The organism is Tenacibaculum tangerinum, from assembly GCF_029853675.1.
Classification (GTDB): Bacteria; Bacteroidota; Bacteroidia; order Flavobacteriales; family Flavobacteriaceae; genus Polaribacter; species Polaribacter tangerinum_A.
The window spans coordinates 376,829-392,678 of record NZ_CP122539.1 but is presented as its reverse complement, the minus strand read 5'-3'; the positions used below and the strand labels follow the sequence as shown (position 1 = coordinate 392,678).

At 33.8% G+C, this 15,850-nt stretch carries 16 protein-coding genes; 5 read left to right on the top strand and 11 right to left on the bottom strand.

Features of this window, described 5'->3' with window-relative positions:
- Positions 1 to 59 precede the first annotated feature (59 nt).
- The 3 genes from P8625_RS01680 to kdsB form a co-directional block, all read right to left on the bottom strand.
- Positions 60 to 326, bottom strand: a complete 267-nt coding sequence (locus P8625_RS01680) for a hypothetical protein (protein WP_279651772.1) — start codon at positions 324 to 326, stop codon at positions 60 to 62.
- A gap of 182 nt (positions 327 to 508) precedes the next feature.
- Positions 509 to 1,195, bottom strand: coding sequence for an HAD family hydrolase (locus P8625_RS01675; protein ID WP_279651771.1), 687 nt, complete (start codon positions 1,193 to 1,195; stop codon positions 509 to 511).
- Positions 1,185 to 1,922 carry a 3-deoxy-manno-octulosonate cytidylyltransferase gene (kdsB, locus tag P8625_RS01670; protein WP_279651770.1) on the bottom strand — a complete coding sequence of 246 codons (738 nt, stop codon included), beginning with the start codon at positions 1,920 to 1,922 and terminating at the stop codon, positions 1,185 to 1,187. The genes P8625_RS01675 and kdsB overlap by 11 nt, the downstream gene beginning before the upstream one ends.
- Before the next feature lie 492 nt (positions 1,923 to 2,414).
- Between kdsB and P8625_RS01665 the strand changes: the two genes are divergently transcribed.
- A complete protein-coding gene (locus P8625_RS01665; protein WP_279651769.1) occupies positions 2,415 to 2,768 on the top strand; it encodes a hypothetical protein in 354 nt (117 codons plus the stop codon).
- Positions 2,769 to 2,914: 146 nt separating this feature from the next.
- Here P8625_RS01665 and P8625_RS01660 read toward each other — a convergent pair whose 3' ends face one another.
- On the bottom strand, positions 2,915 to 3,328 hold the full coding sequence (locus tag P8625_RS01660) for a 6-pyruvoyl trahydropterin synthase family protein (protein WP_279651768.1): 414 nt from the start codon (positions 3,326 to 3,328) through the stop codon (positions 2,915 to 2,917).
- A 1-nt stretch (position 3,329) separates the two neighbouring features.
- Positions 3,330 to 3,851, bottom strand: a complete 522-nt coding sequence (idi, locus tag P8625_RS01655; protein WP_279651767.1) for an isopentenyl-diphosphate Delta-isomerase — start codon at positions 3,849 to 3,851, stop codon at positions 3,330 to 3,332.
- A 161-nt stretch (positions 3,852 to 4,012) separates the two neighbouring features.
- Here idi and P8625_RS01650 point away from each other — a divergent pair, with 161 nt between their 5' ends.
- From P8625_RS01650 to P8625_RS01635, 4 genes are all read left to right on the top strand, one after another.
- On the top strand, positions 4,013 to 5,419 hold the full coding sequence (locus P8625_RS01650) for a hypothetical protein (RefSeq protein WP_279651766.1): 1,407 nt from the start codon (positions 4,013 to 4,015) through the stop codon (positions 5,417 to 5,419).
- An 87-nt stretch (positions 5,420 to 5,506) separates the two neighbouring features.
- Positions 5,507 to 7,093 (top strand): peptide chain release factor 3, encoded by a 1,587-nt coding sequence (locus P8625_RS01645; protein WP_279651765.1) that lies wholly within the window; start codon positions 5,507 to 5,509, stop codon positions 7,091 to 7,093.
- Between the two features lie 31 nt (positions 7,094 to 7,124).
- Positions 7,125 to 8,744 carry a hypothetical protein gene (locus P8625_RS01640; protein ID WP_279651764.1) on the top strand — a complete coding sequence of 540 codons (1,620 nt, stop codon included), beginning with the start codon at positions 7,125 to 7,127 and terminating at the stop codon, positions 8,742 to 8,744.
- Positions 8,745 to 8,793: 49 nt separating this feature from the next.
- On the top strand, positions 8,794 to 9,723 hold the full coding sequence (locus tag P8625_RS01635) for a peptidylprolyl isomerase (protein ID WP_279651763.1): 930 nt from the start codon (positions 8,794 to 8,796) through the stop codon (positions 9,721 to 9,723).
- 149 nt (positions 9,724 to 9,872) lie between these two features.
- On the opposite strand, the gene P8625_RS01630 is transcribed toward P8625_RS01635, so the two are convergent.
- The 6 genes from P8625_RS01630 to tgt all read right to left on the bottom strand — a co-directional run bounded on the left by P8625_RS01630 (position 9,873) and on the right by tgt (position 15,725).
- Positions 9,873 to 10,745: a cation diffusion facilitator family transporter gene (locus P8625_RS01630; RefSeq protein WP_279651762.1), complete on the bottom strand. Its 873-nt coding sequence runs from the start codon at positions 10,743 to 10,745 to the stop codon at positions 9,873 to 9,875.
- Positions 10,746 to 10,924: 179 nt separating this feature from the next.
- The gene (locus tag P8625_RS01625) at positions 10,925 to 11,503 is read right to left on the bottom strand and encodes a hypothetical protein (protein ID WP_279651761.1); all 579 of its coding nucleotides are present in this window, start codon (positions 11,501 to 11,503) and stop codon (positions 10,925 to 10,927) included.
- Between the two features lie 58 nt (positions 11,504 to 11,561).
- The gene (locus tag P8625_RS01620) at positions 11,562 to 12,515 is read right to left on the bottom strand and encodes an acetyl-CoA carboxylase carboxyltransferase subunit alpha (protein ID WP_279651760.1); all 954 of its coding nucleotides are present in this window, start codon (positions 12,513 to 12,515) and stop codon (positions 11,562 to 11,564) included.
- A gap of 106 nt (positions 12,516 to 12,621) precedes the next feature.
- Positions 12,622 to 13,521: a DMT family transporter gene (locus tag P8625_RS01615; RefSeq protein WP_279651759.1), complete on the bottom strand. Its 900-nt coding sequence runs from the start codon at positions 13,519 to 13,521 to the stop codon at positions 12,622 to 12,624.
- Positions 13,508 to 14,593, bottom strand: coding sequence for an LptF/LptG family permease (locus P8625_RS01610; protein WP_279651758.1), 1,086 nt, complete (start codon positions 14,591 to 14,593; stop codon positions 13,508 to 13,510). Before P8625_RS01610 ends, P8625_RS01615 begins: the two co-directional genes overlap by 14 nt.
- Before the next feature lies 1 nt (position 14,594).
- The gene (tgt, locus tag P8625_RS01605) at positions 14,595 to 15,725 is read right to left on the bottom strand and encodes a tRNA guanosine(34) transglycosylase Tgt (protein WP_279651757.1); all 1,131 of its coding nucleotides are present in this window, start codon (positions 15,723 to 15,725) and stop codon (positions 14,595 to 14,597) included.
- Between the last annotated feature and the right edge of the window lie 125 nt (positions 15,726 to 15,850).

The following is a 15,850-nucleotide window of genomic DNA, read 5'->3' as shown; positions in this document are numbered from 1 at the left end:
TATAAAAAAAACGAGATTCTTTAAGAATCTCGTTTTACAAGTTATTATTTTACAACAACTTACAAATTATTTACCTTTTCTATTAAGGCATTCGCTTTCGTTTCTAGCTCAGCGTTTATAGCCTTGAAATGCGCTTTCTTGTCCTCAACATCTTTGGCATTTACCTTTGCCATTAATTCGTCAAAAGTTACACTTGCTTCATCAATAATAGCCGCTGCTTTTGCTTTATCTGCTTCTGGATTTAACTCTGTAGTTATTTGACAAATACTAATAATATCTCCTAATGTATACTTAATATCTTTCTTTAAATTTTTTATGCTTGCCATAATTCTAAATTTTGATGCAAAACTAATCGATTTTATCCAATTCTTACTTAAATTTTTCAAAAAACTACTTTGATATAAACTCCATCTAATAAAGCATGATTTACAGAGATCGCTACTGGAAAGTGTATATGAGAATCCGAAGAGATTATCCATTACCAACTTTCAACACCTAACTATCTCTTCTACAAAAACTTTAACACCTCTGTAATAGAAGCTACTGTTTTATAGGTATCTGATTGTTGTTCTTGGCTCACTTCTTCGTGTGCCCAAGTGGTGTGAAACGGTACATGTATTGCTGTGGCTCCTATAGCTATGAGTGGTAATACATCTGATTTTAAAGAGTTTCCTATCATTAAAAACTCCGAAGGTTTAATGTCTAATCTTTTTATCAGCTTTTTGTAATCGGTTTTCTTCTTTTCACTCATCACTTCTGTATGATGAAAATATTTTAAAATTCCTGATTTGGCCAACTTGCGCTCTTGATCTAATAAATCTCCCTTTGTAGCTACAATTAGCTTGTACCTTCCGTGTAACTCTTTTAGTACCTCTTCTACTCCGTCTAACAACTCTATAGGCTTTTCTAACATCTCTTTTCCTATTTCAAGAATAGCCTCCATTTTTTTAGGACTTATTTTATAGTTAGAAATTTCTAACGCACATTCAACCATAGACAACATAAAACCTTTTACACCATACCCATAAATTGTAAGATTTTCTATTACTTTTTTAAATAATTCTTGATGGATTTTATTTTCTGTTTCATAATCAGATAGCAATCTTGCAAATTCATCTTCGGCATCTCGAAAATACGTTTCGTTAACCCACAGCGTATCGTCGGCATCAAAAGCGATGATCTTACTATTTTTCATTAGCTAGTTGTTTTAAAGCCCTTTCGAGGTCTTCAGGAGTATCGATACCTATACTTTCTACTGAAGTTTCTATCATTTTTATTTTCTTTCCTACTTCTAAATAACGAATACATTCAATTTTTTCAGCAGCCTCAATGGGTGTCATAGGTGTATGATAAAAATCGATTAAGGCTTCTTTTCTAAAAGCATATACTCCTTTGTGTTTGTAATAGTTTATAGCGACTTCTTTATCTCGATGATATGGTATTACACTTCTTGAAAAATAAATAGCAAACTCATTCCTATCTGTAATTACCTTCACATTATTCGGGTTTTGAATGTCTTCTTCGTTGGTCATTTTCACTTTCAACGATGCTAAATCAATTTCTTTTTGCGTATCTGTTTTAAAGACCTCAATTAATTTTGACAACGAAGTTGTATCTATAAAAGGCTCATCTCCTTGCACATTTACCACAATATCTACCGCTAAGTCCTCTACAGCTTCAGCAATTCTATCAGAACCGCATTCGTGTTCTTTTTGACTCATTAGCACTTTACCTCCTATTTTTTCTATAGCACAATAAATTACTTCAGAATCGGTTACCACATATACTTCGTCGAACAAGTTAGCATTTACTGCTGCCTCATAAGTTCTTACAATTACTGGTTTTCCTCCTAAATCTTTCATCAATTTACCTGGAAAACGCGATGCACTATATCGTGCAGGAATCATGGCTATAATCTTCATAAATAATACGAGTGTTTACATATTCAAAGATACATATTTAAACTGCTATTGTAAAAACCAGTAACACTCAGATTGAGAAAACTTTAACACAATTATTTTTTGATTTTATTCAATTATTAAAAACTTTTACTACTTTTGAAGCACAATGAAGACGCTTTTACGCACATATACGCTTATTTTTAACACAATCGATTCGATTACGTGTATTGTTCGCATGCAAAAACAACACGTATATGTAACTAGAAGCATCCAAAGAAATAGCTATAAACATCGATTTTGAACAATCTATTTTTTATTATAAAATTAACCAAGGGTGCTTTTTTAAAAAGCACCTTTTTTATTTACTAATATTTTAAACTTTAACCATTATGAACACTTTTAAGTATCGAAACAGCATTAGAAAACAGGTAGCAGCATTGACTATAATGTACTCAGTGCAAAATCCATTTTACAGAGAACCCGAATTACCAATACTTAATATTTAAAATTATCATGAAAACATTACATATTACACATAACGGTCAGCCAAATCAATTTATAGTTAGTAAAAAGCAAGTTAGTAAAAATAAAGTGCTAAAAACTTCCGTCTTGTACGATAAAATTGAATCTAGTGCAAATACTTCTCTCGGCTTTTATCCTGATGCCTCTCATTTTAGTTGTAACAATATCGAATTCGATCAATTAAACAATGCCTACCTTAACGATAAGCTTGTTATTAAAAACAATATTAAAAAATTGAGTACTACTGAAATTATTTTCAATATAACAGTATCTAAAAAAGAAGAAAAACAACAGCATCTTATCTGTACAGCTATTTTTGGTTACACAATACAAAAAGCGTGCTAGTTCTCCCTAAAAATAGATGATAGTGTCAACACAGTTATTGAGTTCTTTATAAGCTTAAGGGTATTTTCTCTTAAGCTTATTTTTAACGTAGTTTCTGAACAACGTTTCCAGTTTAGTTCTTTGAAAATCAACATTATAAAAGTAAACTAAGCACCCTTATATGTTACATAGTTTCTGGGAGTTTCGTATAAGGTTACTTTTAAATCTAAGTTTTCTGGAATATTTACACGCAACTTGTTATAAATAAACACCGATATGTTTTCTGCGGTAGGATTAACGTTTTTAAACTCCGCTACTTCAATATTTAAGTTCTTATGATCTAAAACTTCTTCTACTTCAAGTTTTATTAAGTTTTTTAACTTACCTAAGTCGTACACATACCCTGTTTCGGAGTCTATCTCTCCAGTTAACGATACAATTAATTCGTAATTGTGCCCATGATAGTTAGGATTGCTACATTTACCAAAAACCTCCCTATTTTTTTCATCGGACCAATTGCGATTAAACAATCGGTGTGCTGCATTAAAATGTGCTTTTCTATGAACAGTTACTTTTGGCATATCAAATAAACGCTGCTATTTTATCGTACGATTCTTTAAAAATTATTTTAAACCAAGCCGTATAACTTTCAGGATGATTTTCTATATCATTTTTCACTTCTTCCAAAGGCATCCACTTATACGATGCTACTTCTTCGGGGTTTACCATAGGTTCGTCGTTATATCTCCCAACCATTACATGATCTAATTCATGCTCTGTTAAACCATTATCAAAAGGCGCTTTGTAAATAAACGAAAATACTTCTTCTAACTCACATGAAAAACCCATTTCTTCTTGCAATCTACGTTTTCCGGCTTCAATATTCGATTCCCCTGCTCGTTGATGTGAACAACAAGTATTAGTCCATAGTAAAGGAGAATGGTATTTTTCAGCAGCACGTTGTTGTAGCATTAATTCATTTTTATCATTAAAAACAAATACCGAAAATGCTCTGTGTAACAACGCTTTTTCATGCGCTTCTAATTTTTCCATAACCCCTATTGGGTTGTCTTGTTCATCTACTAAAATTACGTGTTCTTTCATGCTTAAAATATACGAAAAGCAAACTTACAAAAATCGTTTAATTCTAAGTCGTTTATGCATAAAAACATGACGTTTGTGACAAAATTAAAAAACTCTTGTCTTGGATTTTATAACTTTAGAATTGTAAATCTATTATTAAAAATGTAAATAATTCTATTAAAATGATTCAATTAACTCCAAAAAAACTCAGCACTATCAATCCAGATATTTTATTAGTTTATGGTAACTTACAACCAGAAACACCTAAAGAATATTACACTGTAAAAGTGAATACTCTTGTTCAAAAAAGATTACCCGGAGCACCATCAATTTCTATTGACATAGGCAACCTAATGACAGAAATTAAAGTAGCTAAACCAGAAGATGTTCCTAGTATTCCAAAAGAATTAGAGCCAAATATGAATTGTCTTAAAAGAGGCATTACCGACGAATACCCGTTACTTCCTAACGAAGTAATCCTGAGGAATAGAATGACTTTTCTATCAGAAACATTTCAAGACTTTCCTATACGAACTCTTGTATTCGAACTTACCACTAACAAAGCCATTCTATACTTTTTAATAAAAAATATTGGTCTTAATAATGAATATGTTCCCATACTGCAAGAGTCTGAATTTACACAACCTCAAAAGTTATACCCCAGTTTAGACTCTTTATCATTAAAACTGAATGTTACAAGTACTGCTGTTTCTATTGGAAAAGATATTGCTTCTGGAATGTTAAGCGCAATAGGTGGGGCGATTGCTAATGCGATACTAGACGAGGTTTTCCCTGCAAAAATTCCTAATTATTTTGACGAGGTATACGCTAAGATTACCAAAATAGTTAAACAAGAAATACAACAAAGTAAAATCGATTCAATTAGCGGTGCTATAACTAATTTAGTTCAAAAAATTAAGAATGAATATGTGCCTGCTCTAGAACAAAGTAATACCAAAGATAAAGAAGATCGTCAAGCTCTTTTTAAGTTACTACAAAAATATGATCAAACCTTTCTTTCAGGTGCAGAAGGTATGCTAGGTACCCTACAGCAAAAAGAGTATGCCAAAGCAGGCTTTACCGTTTTTATGCTTGGTGCCTCACTACAACTAAGCCTGTATCAAGAAATGGCCAATGTAGATCCTATGAATAAGAACGCTAAAGGAGAATGGATGCCTGCTAATAAATCTAGTTATGGAAAACCCAAAACTGGTACACTTGCAAAAACAGCCAATGACTTTATTGAACATGCAAAAAAAACTTATAATGAAATTATGACTGATAGTAATAATGCCGTTAAAGCTCAGAAATTCAAGAAAGAACGTAGTTATGTAATAGGACAAACTTTGGTTACTAACACATATTATTATGGTAGAATAGTGGATAATGGTGTTGCTACCAACATTCTTCGGGAAATTGGTCCAGATGCAAAAAATGGTAGTAATCCTAAGTTTGAAGCATTTACAAAAAGTGAAATTCCTAAGTATAAAAAAACCAAAAGAGAAAATTTATATAAAGAAATGAATTCTCCTCTTGAGGTTATTGAATCATGGAAAGAATTGGTAAAAACGCCTATAAAAATAGCCTAGTTCTGCTTAAATAAAAAAAGAATTCTAAGAAAGCTTTCTTGAACAATTAAAGGTTTAACTGTATCTTTGCAACCTTAAAATTTATAGATGAGTTTTTTAGAAGAAATACAGAAGCGACGTACCTTCGGAATTATATCACACCCCGATGCTGGTAAAACAACTCTAACTGAAAAGTTATTACTTTTTGGTGGCGCGATTCAAGAAGCAGGAGCGGTTAAGAATAATAAGATTAAAAAGGGAGCTACTTCCGATTTTATGGAAATAGAGCGCCAGCGTGGTATCTCCGTGGCTACTTCGGTATTAGCTTTTATGTATAAAGACAAGAAAATTAATATTCTTGATACACCAGGACACAAGGATTTTGCAGAAGACACTTTTAGAACGTTAACAGCCGTCGATAGCGTTATCGTGGTAATTGATGTAGCAAAAGGGGTTGAGGAACAAACCGAAAAGTTAGTGGAGGTTTGTCGTATGCGTAAAATTCCGATGATTGTTTTTATCAACAAGTTAGACCGCGAGGGTAAAGATGCCTTTGATTTATTGGACGAAGTAGAGCAAAAACTAGGCCTAAGAGTTAGTCCGTTAAGTTTTCCTATCGGAATGGGATACGATTTTAAAGGTATCTACAATATCTGGGGAAAGAAACTAAACATCTTTTCAGGAGACAACAAACAAACCATTTCAGAAGGTGTTGAATTTACGGATATCAACAATCCTGAATTAGATAAAATCGTTGGTGAAAAAGCTGCAAATACCCTTCGTGAAGAATTAGAGTTAGTGAGTGAGGTATACCCAGAATTTGACCAAGAAGCCTATGTAAACGGAGATTTACAACCCGTTTTCTTTGGTTCAGCTTTGAATAACTTCGGGGTAAAAGAGCTGTTGGATTGCTTTATTGATATTGCACCGAACCCACAACCTAAAAAAGCGGAAGAACGCTTGGTAGATTCTAAAGAAGAAAAACTAACGGGATTTGTTTTTAAGATTCATGCCAACATGGATCCGAAACACCGTGACCGTTTAGCCTTTGTTAAGATTGTATCGGGAACTTTTAAAAGAAATACCCCGTACCTACACGTTCGTAATGGGAAAAAGGTAAAGTTCTCGAGTCCGAATGCTTTTTTTGCTGAAAAGAAAGAAATCGTAGAAGAATCATTCCCTGGGGATATTGTGGGATTACACGATACGGGTAATTTTAAAATTGGAGACACGTTAACCGAAGGAGAACAATTAAACTTTAGAGGTATTCCTAGTTTCTCTCCAGAACATTTCCGATATGTGAACAACGCCGACCCAATGAAAGCGAAACAACTATACAAAGGGTTAGATCAATTAATGGATGAAGGAGTGGCGCAGTTGTTTACCTTAGATATGAACGGACGAAAAATTATTGGTACGGTAGGAGCGTTACAATACGAGGTAATTCAATACCGCTTGGAACACGAATACGGAGCAAAATGTTCGTATGAAAATATTGCGGTACATAAAGCTTGTTGGGTAGCTCCAGAAGACCCAAAAAATGAAGAATTCAAAGAATTTAAACGTGTAAAACAACGCTATTTAGCGAAAGATAAGCAAGGACAGTTGGTATTTTTAGCCGATTCTCCATTTACCATTCAGATGACGCAACAAAAGTATCCAACGGTAAAATTACATTTTACGAGTGAATTCTAGGCAATAACAGATTGTAAATATCCATATAGTTATGAAAACTAAAAATTATAACGTCATTGCGAGTAACGAAGCAATCTTTTTAAAGAGATTACTTCATTGTGTTCATAATGACGTATGCCTCTTTATTCTTTTCTCACTTCTCTCTTCTCTTACAATCTACAGTCAAGAGCACCTATCTAATTTACAAGGGACAGAATTGCACAATAAGGTTCGGTTAAATTTTATTCCTGTTGAAATGCCTTCAGATAAGTTCCCGGACTTAGAACCAACCATGGGGTTGGCAGGTTTGCATTATCAAATTCCTATCAATGATTGGCTATATGGTGGAGCAGGTTTTCATTTTGCAGTAACTGGTGACCAAGGAGGTTTATTTACCTTGGGTGCCGAATTAGGAATTAACAAACAGTTATATAAAAACCTATACCTTGATGCAAACTTCCACTTCGGAGGTGGCGGTGGCTATCGCTATTTGGTAAATGATGGCGGATTTATCAATCCGAATATCGGATTACAGTACAAAAAGAACGATTATTCCTTCGGAATACAATACAGTCACCTGAATTTCTTATCAGGAGAAATTAAAAGCAACTCGGTTTCATTCTTTGTAGAAATACCTAGTGTGTTGCGCTTTACTGATTACAATAAGGCACATCAAGAATTTGTAGCTGACAATTTAGCTCCCGATAATTTTTGGAATAAACCCGCTGTTAAAAATGCACAGCAAATCCGTTTTGACTTCTTTAAGCCTTTCGGAAATTCAAAAAAAGATAATGGTGATGCACTCACAGAAACCCTTTATGTGCTCGGTTTTGAATATCAAAAATACTTGAACGAAAACACTTTCTTATTTGCCCATACCGATGCTATTTATAAAGGGCTTCGTGCTGGTTTTATGGATTTGTTTATCGGTGCTGGGTATCATCCTTACCAATCAAAATACCTCAATATTTTTGGAAAATTAGGAATTGGTGCTGCTGGTGGTCGTGTGGCTCCAGAGGGCGGATTGATGGTATATCCTTCCGCAGGAATCGACTTAAAACTATTTAAAAATATTGCTATTAGTGGTCACGGTGGTTATTACCGAGCCATTGCTGGTGATTTAGAAGCGTATACATTAGGTTTTGGTGTAAAATATTTCGGTTTGAATGGCGGAACATCTTCCGAAGAAAATAGTACGTATCATACCAAAGGATTACGTTTTGAAATACAAAATCAAAGCTATTTTGATGTTGCGAAAACGGATGATATTTATAATGCTACCAAAATAGATTTGCAACTAATTGGTTTTAAAGCCAACTACGACTTAAATCACTGGCTATACATCGCTGGTGAAGCAAGTTTTGCGTATGATGGTCGTTCAGGTGGTTATGCGCACGGATTGGTTGGTGGCGGTGTATATAGTCCGCGTTTTATGAACAATCATATGCGAGCCTTTATAGAAGTAATGGCAGGTGCTGGTGGAGGTGCTGGAGTAGATACCGACGAAGGAATTATGGTACGCCCTACCCTTGGATTGAGTTACGATATAACACCTGAGGTGGCTATCCTTGCATCAGGAGGTAAGTACTACGCTCCTTTTGGCAATGTGAATTCAAACAATATTAACATAGGTTTAAGTTTTAACCTTTCAACTTTATCAGTAAAGAATTAATTTTGCTTTTTCTTCGGAAAAAGTAATTTCATATATAAACAAGAGAAAAATGGATAACGGAATTTATGCAAAGTTCACCACTCCAAAAGGTGATATTTTAGTAAACTTAGAATACGAAAAAACTCCTGGAACTGTAGGTAACTTTGTTGCTTTGGCAGAAGGAAATTTAGAAAACTCAGCAAAACCACAAGGAACTCCTTATTACAACGGATTAAAGTTTCATCGTGTAATTCCTGATTTTATGATTCAAGGTGGATGCCCACTAGGAACAGGAACAGGAAACCCAGGGTACAAATTTGATGATGAAATTCACCCTGAATTAAAACACGATGCTCCAGGAAAATTATCAATGGCGAATGCTGGACCAGGAACCAATGGTTCTCAATTTTTTATCACACACGTTGCTACTCCGTGGTTAGACGGCAAGCATACTGTTTTTGGTAGTGTTATTGAAGGACAAGACGTTGTTGATGCCATAGCCCAAGACGATACGATGGAGGTTGAAATTTTACGTGTAGGTGATGCTGCTGAAGCGTTTAATGCGGTAGAAGCGTTTAGAACTTTTGAAGGGGCTCGCGAAAAACGTGAAGCTGAAGCAAAAGCTCGTCAAAAAGAATTGTTAGACAAAGTAGCTGCTGGATATGATGAAACTCCAAGCGGATTGCGTTACAAAATCTTACAAAACGGAGACGGAAAACAAGCTACCAAAGGAGCAATGGTTTCTGTACACTACAAAGGTCAGTTATTAGACGGAACCGTTTTTGATTCTTCATACAAGCGCAAACAACCTATCGATTTTGCGATTGGAGTTGGGCAAGTAATTCCTGGTTGGGATGAAGGGATTCAATTGTTAAAAGTAGGTGACAAAGCGCGCTTAGTAATTCCTTCTGACTTAGCCTACGGTGCACAAGGTGCTGGTGGTGTAATTCCTCCTAACGCAACGTTAATTTTTGATGTTGAGTTAATGAATGTAAAATAATAGTGCATTACTATAGCAGATTATAAGATTAAAGGTTCTTCTTTTAGAAGAGCCTTTTTTTTAGTAGTCTAATTTAAAGTTGGTTCAGCATAGAGTATCAAATTCATTTTACTAAAAATCAATACTTTGGTTTCCCGAAATCACGTTTATTAGTATTCCTCAGGCTCAATATGAATTAAAATGTGCCCTAAATCTGGGAGTTTTTCTCTTAAATAGTCTTTTAATTTATGTGCAATTTCGTGTCCTTCTCTTACGGTAATGGTACCATTTACAATTGCATGTAAATCTACATGATATCGCATTCCTGCTTTACGCACAAAGCATTTTTCTGTTCCTAAAACGCCACTTACTTCCATAGATTTTTCTCTGATTTCTTCTATTAAATCATCATATACATGCTCGTCCATAATCTCTGCTAGCGCAGGTCTAAAAATCAAGTAACTGTTGTACAAAATAAAGAAAGCGGCTGCTAAGGCTGCCCAATCATCGGCAGCTTCATAGCCTTCTTTAAAAATAAGTGCTATCGAAATTCCTATAAATGCCATTACAGAGGTAATTGCATCGCTTCTATGGTGCCATGCATCTGCTCTTAAAGAGGAGCTATTGGTTTCTTTACTTTTCTTAATGACTACTTGAAAAGAAATTTCTTTCCAAACAATAATTGCCCCTAACACAAATAGAGTCCATGGTTTTGGATTTTCATGAGGTGTCTGAATGTTTTGTATGCTTTCATAGGCTATAATTGTTGCAGAAATTACCAAAAAGGCTACCACAATAAAGGTGATTAGTGGTTCTATTCTTCCATGTCCGTACGGATGATTTTTATCTGCGGGTCTTTTTGCATATTTTAAGCCTAATAGTACCAAAATAGAAGAAAAAATATCGGTGGTAGATTCGATTGCATCGGCTATTAATGCATACGAATTTCCAAAAACACCTGCCAATCCTTTAATAATCGCTAAACCTGCATTACTTAGAATACTAAAATAGGTTGTTTTAATCGCTAATTCCTCTTTGCTCATGAAGTTTACTCTATTGGCTCATTTTATAAGAAGTTACGAAGTTACTAGAAAACCATAGAATAAAAAAGATTCGCCTTTGACGAGTCTCAAAATAGTTTATATAAACTTCCATTTTATGAAAGTCAAGTTTTCAACAGGTTTCTACGGTAGGGAATTTTTACCTAGTATTGTTCTATCATTTAATCACCACAAAATATGTTGTAGTTTTTAACTAACTCTATTCTAGAATACTTTGTATATTCTTTCGATTCAATCAAATCAACCATAACATCACAATCTTTAAAGTAATTTTGGATACTCTTTTTCATAGTTCTGTTATATAATGTAGCTACTTCTTCTCCATCTCTTTTTATAAATAAATCTACATTTTCACCGACATAAAAAGAACCATTGTTACCTTTTTTATCATGTAAGTAATTAGTATAATTCGTATATAACTTTTTTCTTTCGTATACCGTAATTTTTCCTTTTGAAACAATTCTTAATAGCTCTGGTTCTTTATTTCTTTTCGTATGTATGTATTCATACTCAATGTCTATTTCAAACCCATGAAAGATAATTCCTTTAATTAGTAAACTGTCCCAAATATCTGGGGCATCATCTAAAGAAATCCTAAACTTAATTTCATTTTTTTTAGTAATTATGCCATACCCTTCAAGAATGTCTCCATCTAAAAACACTAAACTCGCCTTTTGTGTTTGACAGAGTGTGTTATTGGCAAAAATTAGACACAATATAATTAGTATTGTCTTTTTCATATTTATAAAAAAATCGCTTCGTTTAATGAAGCGATTCGATTTTTAATTTTATTGGCGTTTATTCTTTATATACGCCCATATTTGCATATTTATCCATACGTTGCGATACTAAATCTAATTCTGATAAGCTTTTTAATTCTTCATAAGCTTTCAAAATTTGCTTTTGAACCACTTTAAAAGTTCCTTCTCGGTCAGAATGTGCGCCTCCTAATGGTTCTTTAATAATACCGTCAACAATTTTTAGCTTTATACCATCTTCAGCCGTTAATTTTAGGGCTTCTGCTGCTTTTTCTTTTTGCTCCCAACTTCTCCATAAGATAGTTGAACAGTTTTCAGGTGAAATAACCGAATACCAAGAGTTTTCTAACATATAAACTCTATCACCAACGCCAATTCCTAAAGCACCCCCTGAGGCTCCTTCTCCGATAATTATAGTAATGATAGGTGTTTTTAAACGTGTCATTTCAAAAATATTGCGAGCAATCGCTTCACCCTGTCCACGTTCTTCGGCTTCTAATCCTGGGTAAGCTCCTGGCGTATCGATAAAAGTTACTACTGGTATTCCAAATTTTTCTGCCATTTTCATTAGGCGTAATGCTTTGCGATATCCTTCTGGGTTTGCCATTCCAAAATTACGATATTGGCGTGTTTTGGTGTTGTATCCTTTTTGTTGGCCAATAAACATAAAAGATTGGTCTCCTATTTTACCCAATCCTCCAATCATTGCTTTGTCGTCTTTTACACTTCGGTCACCGTGTAACTCCATAAAGGTATCTCCACAAATCGCTTTGATGTAGTCTAAGGTATAAGGACGGTTTGGATGACGAGATAACTGTACGCGTTGCCATGCAGTTAAGTTTTTATATATATCTTTTTTAGCTTTGGCTAATTTTTTTTCAATTTTTTTACAGGTTTCTGTTACGTCTACTTCACTTTCTTCTCCTATAATATGACATTTTACCAATTGATCTTGTAATTCTTTAATTGGCATTTCAAAATCTAAATATTCCATTGTATTGTTGTATATAGTTTGATTTTCTAATTTTATAGTTAGTCGTTTGTAAAGGCAAACATACTAAAAATTTGTACAGTTTTCCTTGGTGGCTTTTCTTAAAATACTATTTTTTACTGATTTTCTTTTTTATAGAAGACGCGTTTTTTAAAATTCCGTTAAGCAGTACTACAAATAAAACAATAAAGGCTCCGTAATAAAATTCTGGATTCATTTGTTCCTTTTCTCCAAAAATGAGTAATGCTAAAATAATAGCGTAGATGGGTTCTAAGTTAATAGTTAACATTACGGTATATGGTGTTAAGTATTTCATTACTTGTACTGAAGCAATAAAAGCATAGGCTGTACAAACACTGCTTAGTATAAGTAGGTACATCCAATCTGTTGCCTCAATTTGAAAAAATGCTATCGAAAATTGCTGCGTAAACAATAAGTATAGGGTTACTCCTAATACTCCAAATAGCAATTGATAAAAGGAAATTCTATTGGCATCGTGTTTTTGTATAAATAATCCGTTTAAGACTGAAAACAACGCTGATAAAAAGGCTGATATGAGTGCATATATGATTCCGAGGGTATACTGACTTTCAAAATTGAAGATAATATATAGCCCTACAATTACTAATAAACCTAATAGTATTTCAATGGGTTTTATTTTTCTTTTAAAGAAAAAAGGTTCTATAATTGAGGTAAAAAAGGCTCCTGTACTCATCATAACCAAAGCAACAGAAACATTTGAAACTTTTATCGCTTTGAAAAAGGTTATCCAATGTACTGCTATGATAACTCCTGAAATTGCAAACTTTACTAATGCCTTTTTTTCTATTTGGAACGATTTTTTTCTAATTATGAAATACAGTGCAATAAATACTACTGCTAACAACATTCTGTACCAAACTAGCGGAACTGCATCTATAGATATTAATTTACCTAGTATTGCTGTAAATCCCCAAATAAAAACAATGAAGTGTAGGTGTAGGTAGTTTTTTAATTTATCTCCGTGCATTGTAGTATAGATATATAGCGTACATACCGAATACAAGATTAGGCATCCAAACATTTAATAGTGCATTGGCTCCTGGCACTGCTCCTAATACCTCTGCTACTTTTAAGAAGAATACATATATGAACATCACACTGATACCTATGGCAAGGTTCGCCCCAATACCACCTCTTGCCTTTTTATGTGCCAATCCGACTGCTATTAATGTTAATATATAACAGGCAATGGGCAAACTGGTTCTTTTATAGAGTTCTACTAGATATGCGTTTAGGTTTTTAATACCTCTTTTTCGAGATATATTTATAAACTTAACCAATTCTGGTGAACTCATTTCTTGAGCCATGGTATTTTTATAATTAAAGTCACTTGGTGTAAATGCAAAAGTTGTGTCTAAGGTTCTTCCTGAAAAGATACTGTCTCTGTCTTTAAAAATTTTTCGTTTCTTCCACGTACTTAACTTAAATGTGCTATCCTTTTCAATCCAGTTAATATTGTCGGCAGTCAGTTTCTTTTTTAGTTTAATTCCGTCATATTCATCTATAGAGAAGTTGTATCCTGAATTTCTCTTTAAATCGAAATTTTGAATGTATATGTACGTGCTATCGTTGAGTTGCAAACTAAATTCTCTTACAGAATTGTCTGAATATTTTTTCTTTTTTATGTATTTATCTTCAAAAGCTTTTCTTGTTTTACTACTAGAGGGTACAAAAAAATGATTCATTAAGAGTGCTACTATACAAACAATGGTTGCTCCTAAAAAATAAGGATATAGAAATCGTGTAAAAGATACTTGCGAACTGTTAATCGCAATAATTTCGGTATTGCTTGCTAATTTGGAAGTAAATAAAATTACGGCAATAAACAATGCCAAGGGCATGAATGTATTTGCATAATAAATGATAAAATTTTTGTAATAATCATTCGCTATTTCAAAAACTGTTAAGTTTTCATACCGTAAAAACTTATCTATTTTTTCGGCAATATCGATAGCTACCGCAATGGGTATTAAAATAAGTAGGGTAAACAAAAAGGTTACCAAATAACGTTTTAATATGTACCAATCTAATATTTTCAAATTACAAACGTTTATTCATTTGTTGTACCATTTTATCTTTCCAAGTGGCAAAATCTCCTGCTATAATATGTTTGCGTGCTTCACGTACCAGCCATAAATAAAAACCTAAATTATGAATGGATGCGATTTGCTTTCCTAACATTTCTCTTGCTGCAAATAAGTGACGTAAATACGCTTTTGAGTACATAGTATCTACCCAAGTGATTCCCATTTCATCAATAGGTGAAAAATCATTTTCCCACTTTTTATTTTTGATATTGATACTTCCGTGTGCAGTAAACAGCATACCGTTTCGGGCGTTACGTGTGGGCATCACACAATCGAACATATCAACTCCTAAGGCTATGTTTTCTAGAATGTTGATTGGGGTTCCTACTCCCATTAAATAGCGAGGTTTGTCTTCTGGTAAAATAGCAGTTACTACCTCTGTCATTGCATACATTTCTTCTGCTGGCTCTCCTACCGATAATCCTCCAATCGCATTTCCTTCAGCACCTACCGATGCAATAAATTCTGCAGATTCTTTACGCAAATCTTTATAAGTACTCCCTTGTACAATTGGAAATAGGGTTTGATTATATCCGTATTTTGGTGGAACTTTTTCTAAGTGATTCACACAGCGTTTTAACCAACGATGTGTCATGTGCATAGAGCGTTTTGCATATCCATAATCACAAGGATACGGGGTACACTCGTCAAAAGCCATAATGATATCTGCGCCAATAGAGCGTTGAATTTCCATTACATTTTCTGGGGTAAAAAAATGCGTAGAGCCATCGATATGACTTTTAAATTTTACACCCTCTTCGTTAATTTTTCTTCTTCCTGATAAGGAATATACTTGATATCCTCCACTATCGGTTAAAATATTACGATCCCAATTCATAAACTTATGCAAGCCTCCTGCTTGTTCTAAAATGGAGGTTTGTGGTCGTAAGTATAAATGATAGGTGTTTCCTAAAATAATATCAGGATTTATTTCATCTTTTAATTCTGATTGGTGTACTCCTTTTACCGTAGCTACGGTACCTACAGGCATAAATATGGGAGTTTCTATAGTTCCGTGATCGGTAGTAATCACACCCGCTCGTGCTTTACTTTTAGAGTCTGTTATTTTTAAGTCAAATTGCATAAGCGACAAAGATACGTATGTAAGTTGAATGTTTAAAAGTGTAAGAGTTAAAAAGTGTGAAAGTTGAAATTATAAAAGTTGAAATTATAAAAGTTGAAAGTTTGAAAGTTGAAAGTTGAAAGTTA

Coding starts and splice junctions, on each gene's coding strand:
- P8625_RS01625 (WP_279651761.1), bottom strand. CDS start 11,503: ATGAAAAAGACAATACTAATTATATTGTGTCTAATTTTTGCCAATAAC.
- P8625_RS01665 (WP_279651769.1), top strand. CDS start 2,415: ATGAAAACATTACATATTACACATAACGGTCAGCCAAATCAATTTATA.
- idi (WP_279651767.1), bottom strand. CDS start 3,851: ATGAAAGAACACGTAATTTTAGTAGATGAACAAGACAACCCAATAGGG.
- kdsB (WP_279651770.1), bottom strand. CDS start 1,922: ATGAAGATTATAGCCATGATTCCTGCACGATATAGTGCATCGCGTTTT.
- P8625_RS01680 (WP_279651772.1), bottom strand. CDS start 326: ATGGCAAGCATAAAAAATTTAAAGAAAGATATTAAGTATACATTAGGA.
- P8625_RS01650 (WP_279651766.1), top strand. CDS start 4,013: ATGATTCAATTAACTCCAAAAAAACTCAGCACTATCAATCCAGATATT.
- P8625_RS01615 (WP_279651759.1), bottom strand. CDS start 13,521: ATGCACGGAGATAAATTAAAAAACTACCTACACCTACACTTCATTGTT.
- P8625_RS01620 (WP_279651760.1), bottom strand. CDS start 12,515: ATGGAATATTTAGATTTTGAAATGCCAATTAAAGAATTACAAGATCAA.
- tgt (WP_279651757.1), bottom strand. CDS start 15,725: ATGCAATTTGACTTAAAAATAACAGACTCTAAAAGTAAAGCACGAGCG.
- P8625_RS01675 (WP_279651771.1), bottom strand. CDS start 1,195: ATGAAAAATAGTAAGATCATCGCTTTTGATGCCGACGATACGCTGTGG.
- P8625_RS01660 (WP_279651768.1), bottom strand. CDS start 3,328: ATGCCAAAAGTAACTGTTCATAGAAAAGCACATTTTAATGCAGCACAC.
- P8625_RS01630 (WP_279651762.1), bottom strand. CDS start 10,745: ATGAGCAAAGAGGAATTAGCGATTAAAACAACCTATTTTAGTATTCTA.
- P8625_RS01640 (WP_279651764.1), top strand. CDS start 7,125: ATGAAAACTAAAAATTATAACGTCATTGCGAGTAACGAAGCAATCTTT.
- P8625_RS01635 (WP_279651763.1), top strand. CDS start 8,794: ATGGATAACGGAATTTATGCAAAGTTCACCACTCCAAAAGGTGATATT.
- P8625_RS01645 (WP_279651765.1), top strand. CDS start 5,507: ATGAGTTTTTTAGAAGAAATACAGAAGCGACGTACCTTCGGAATTATA.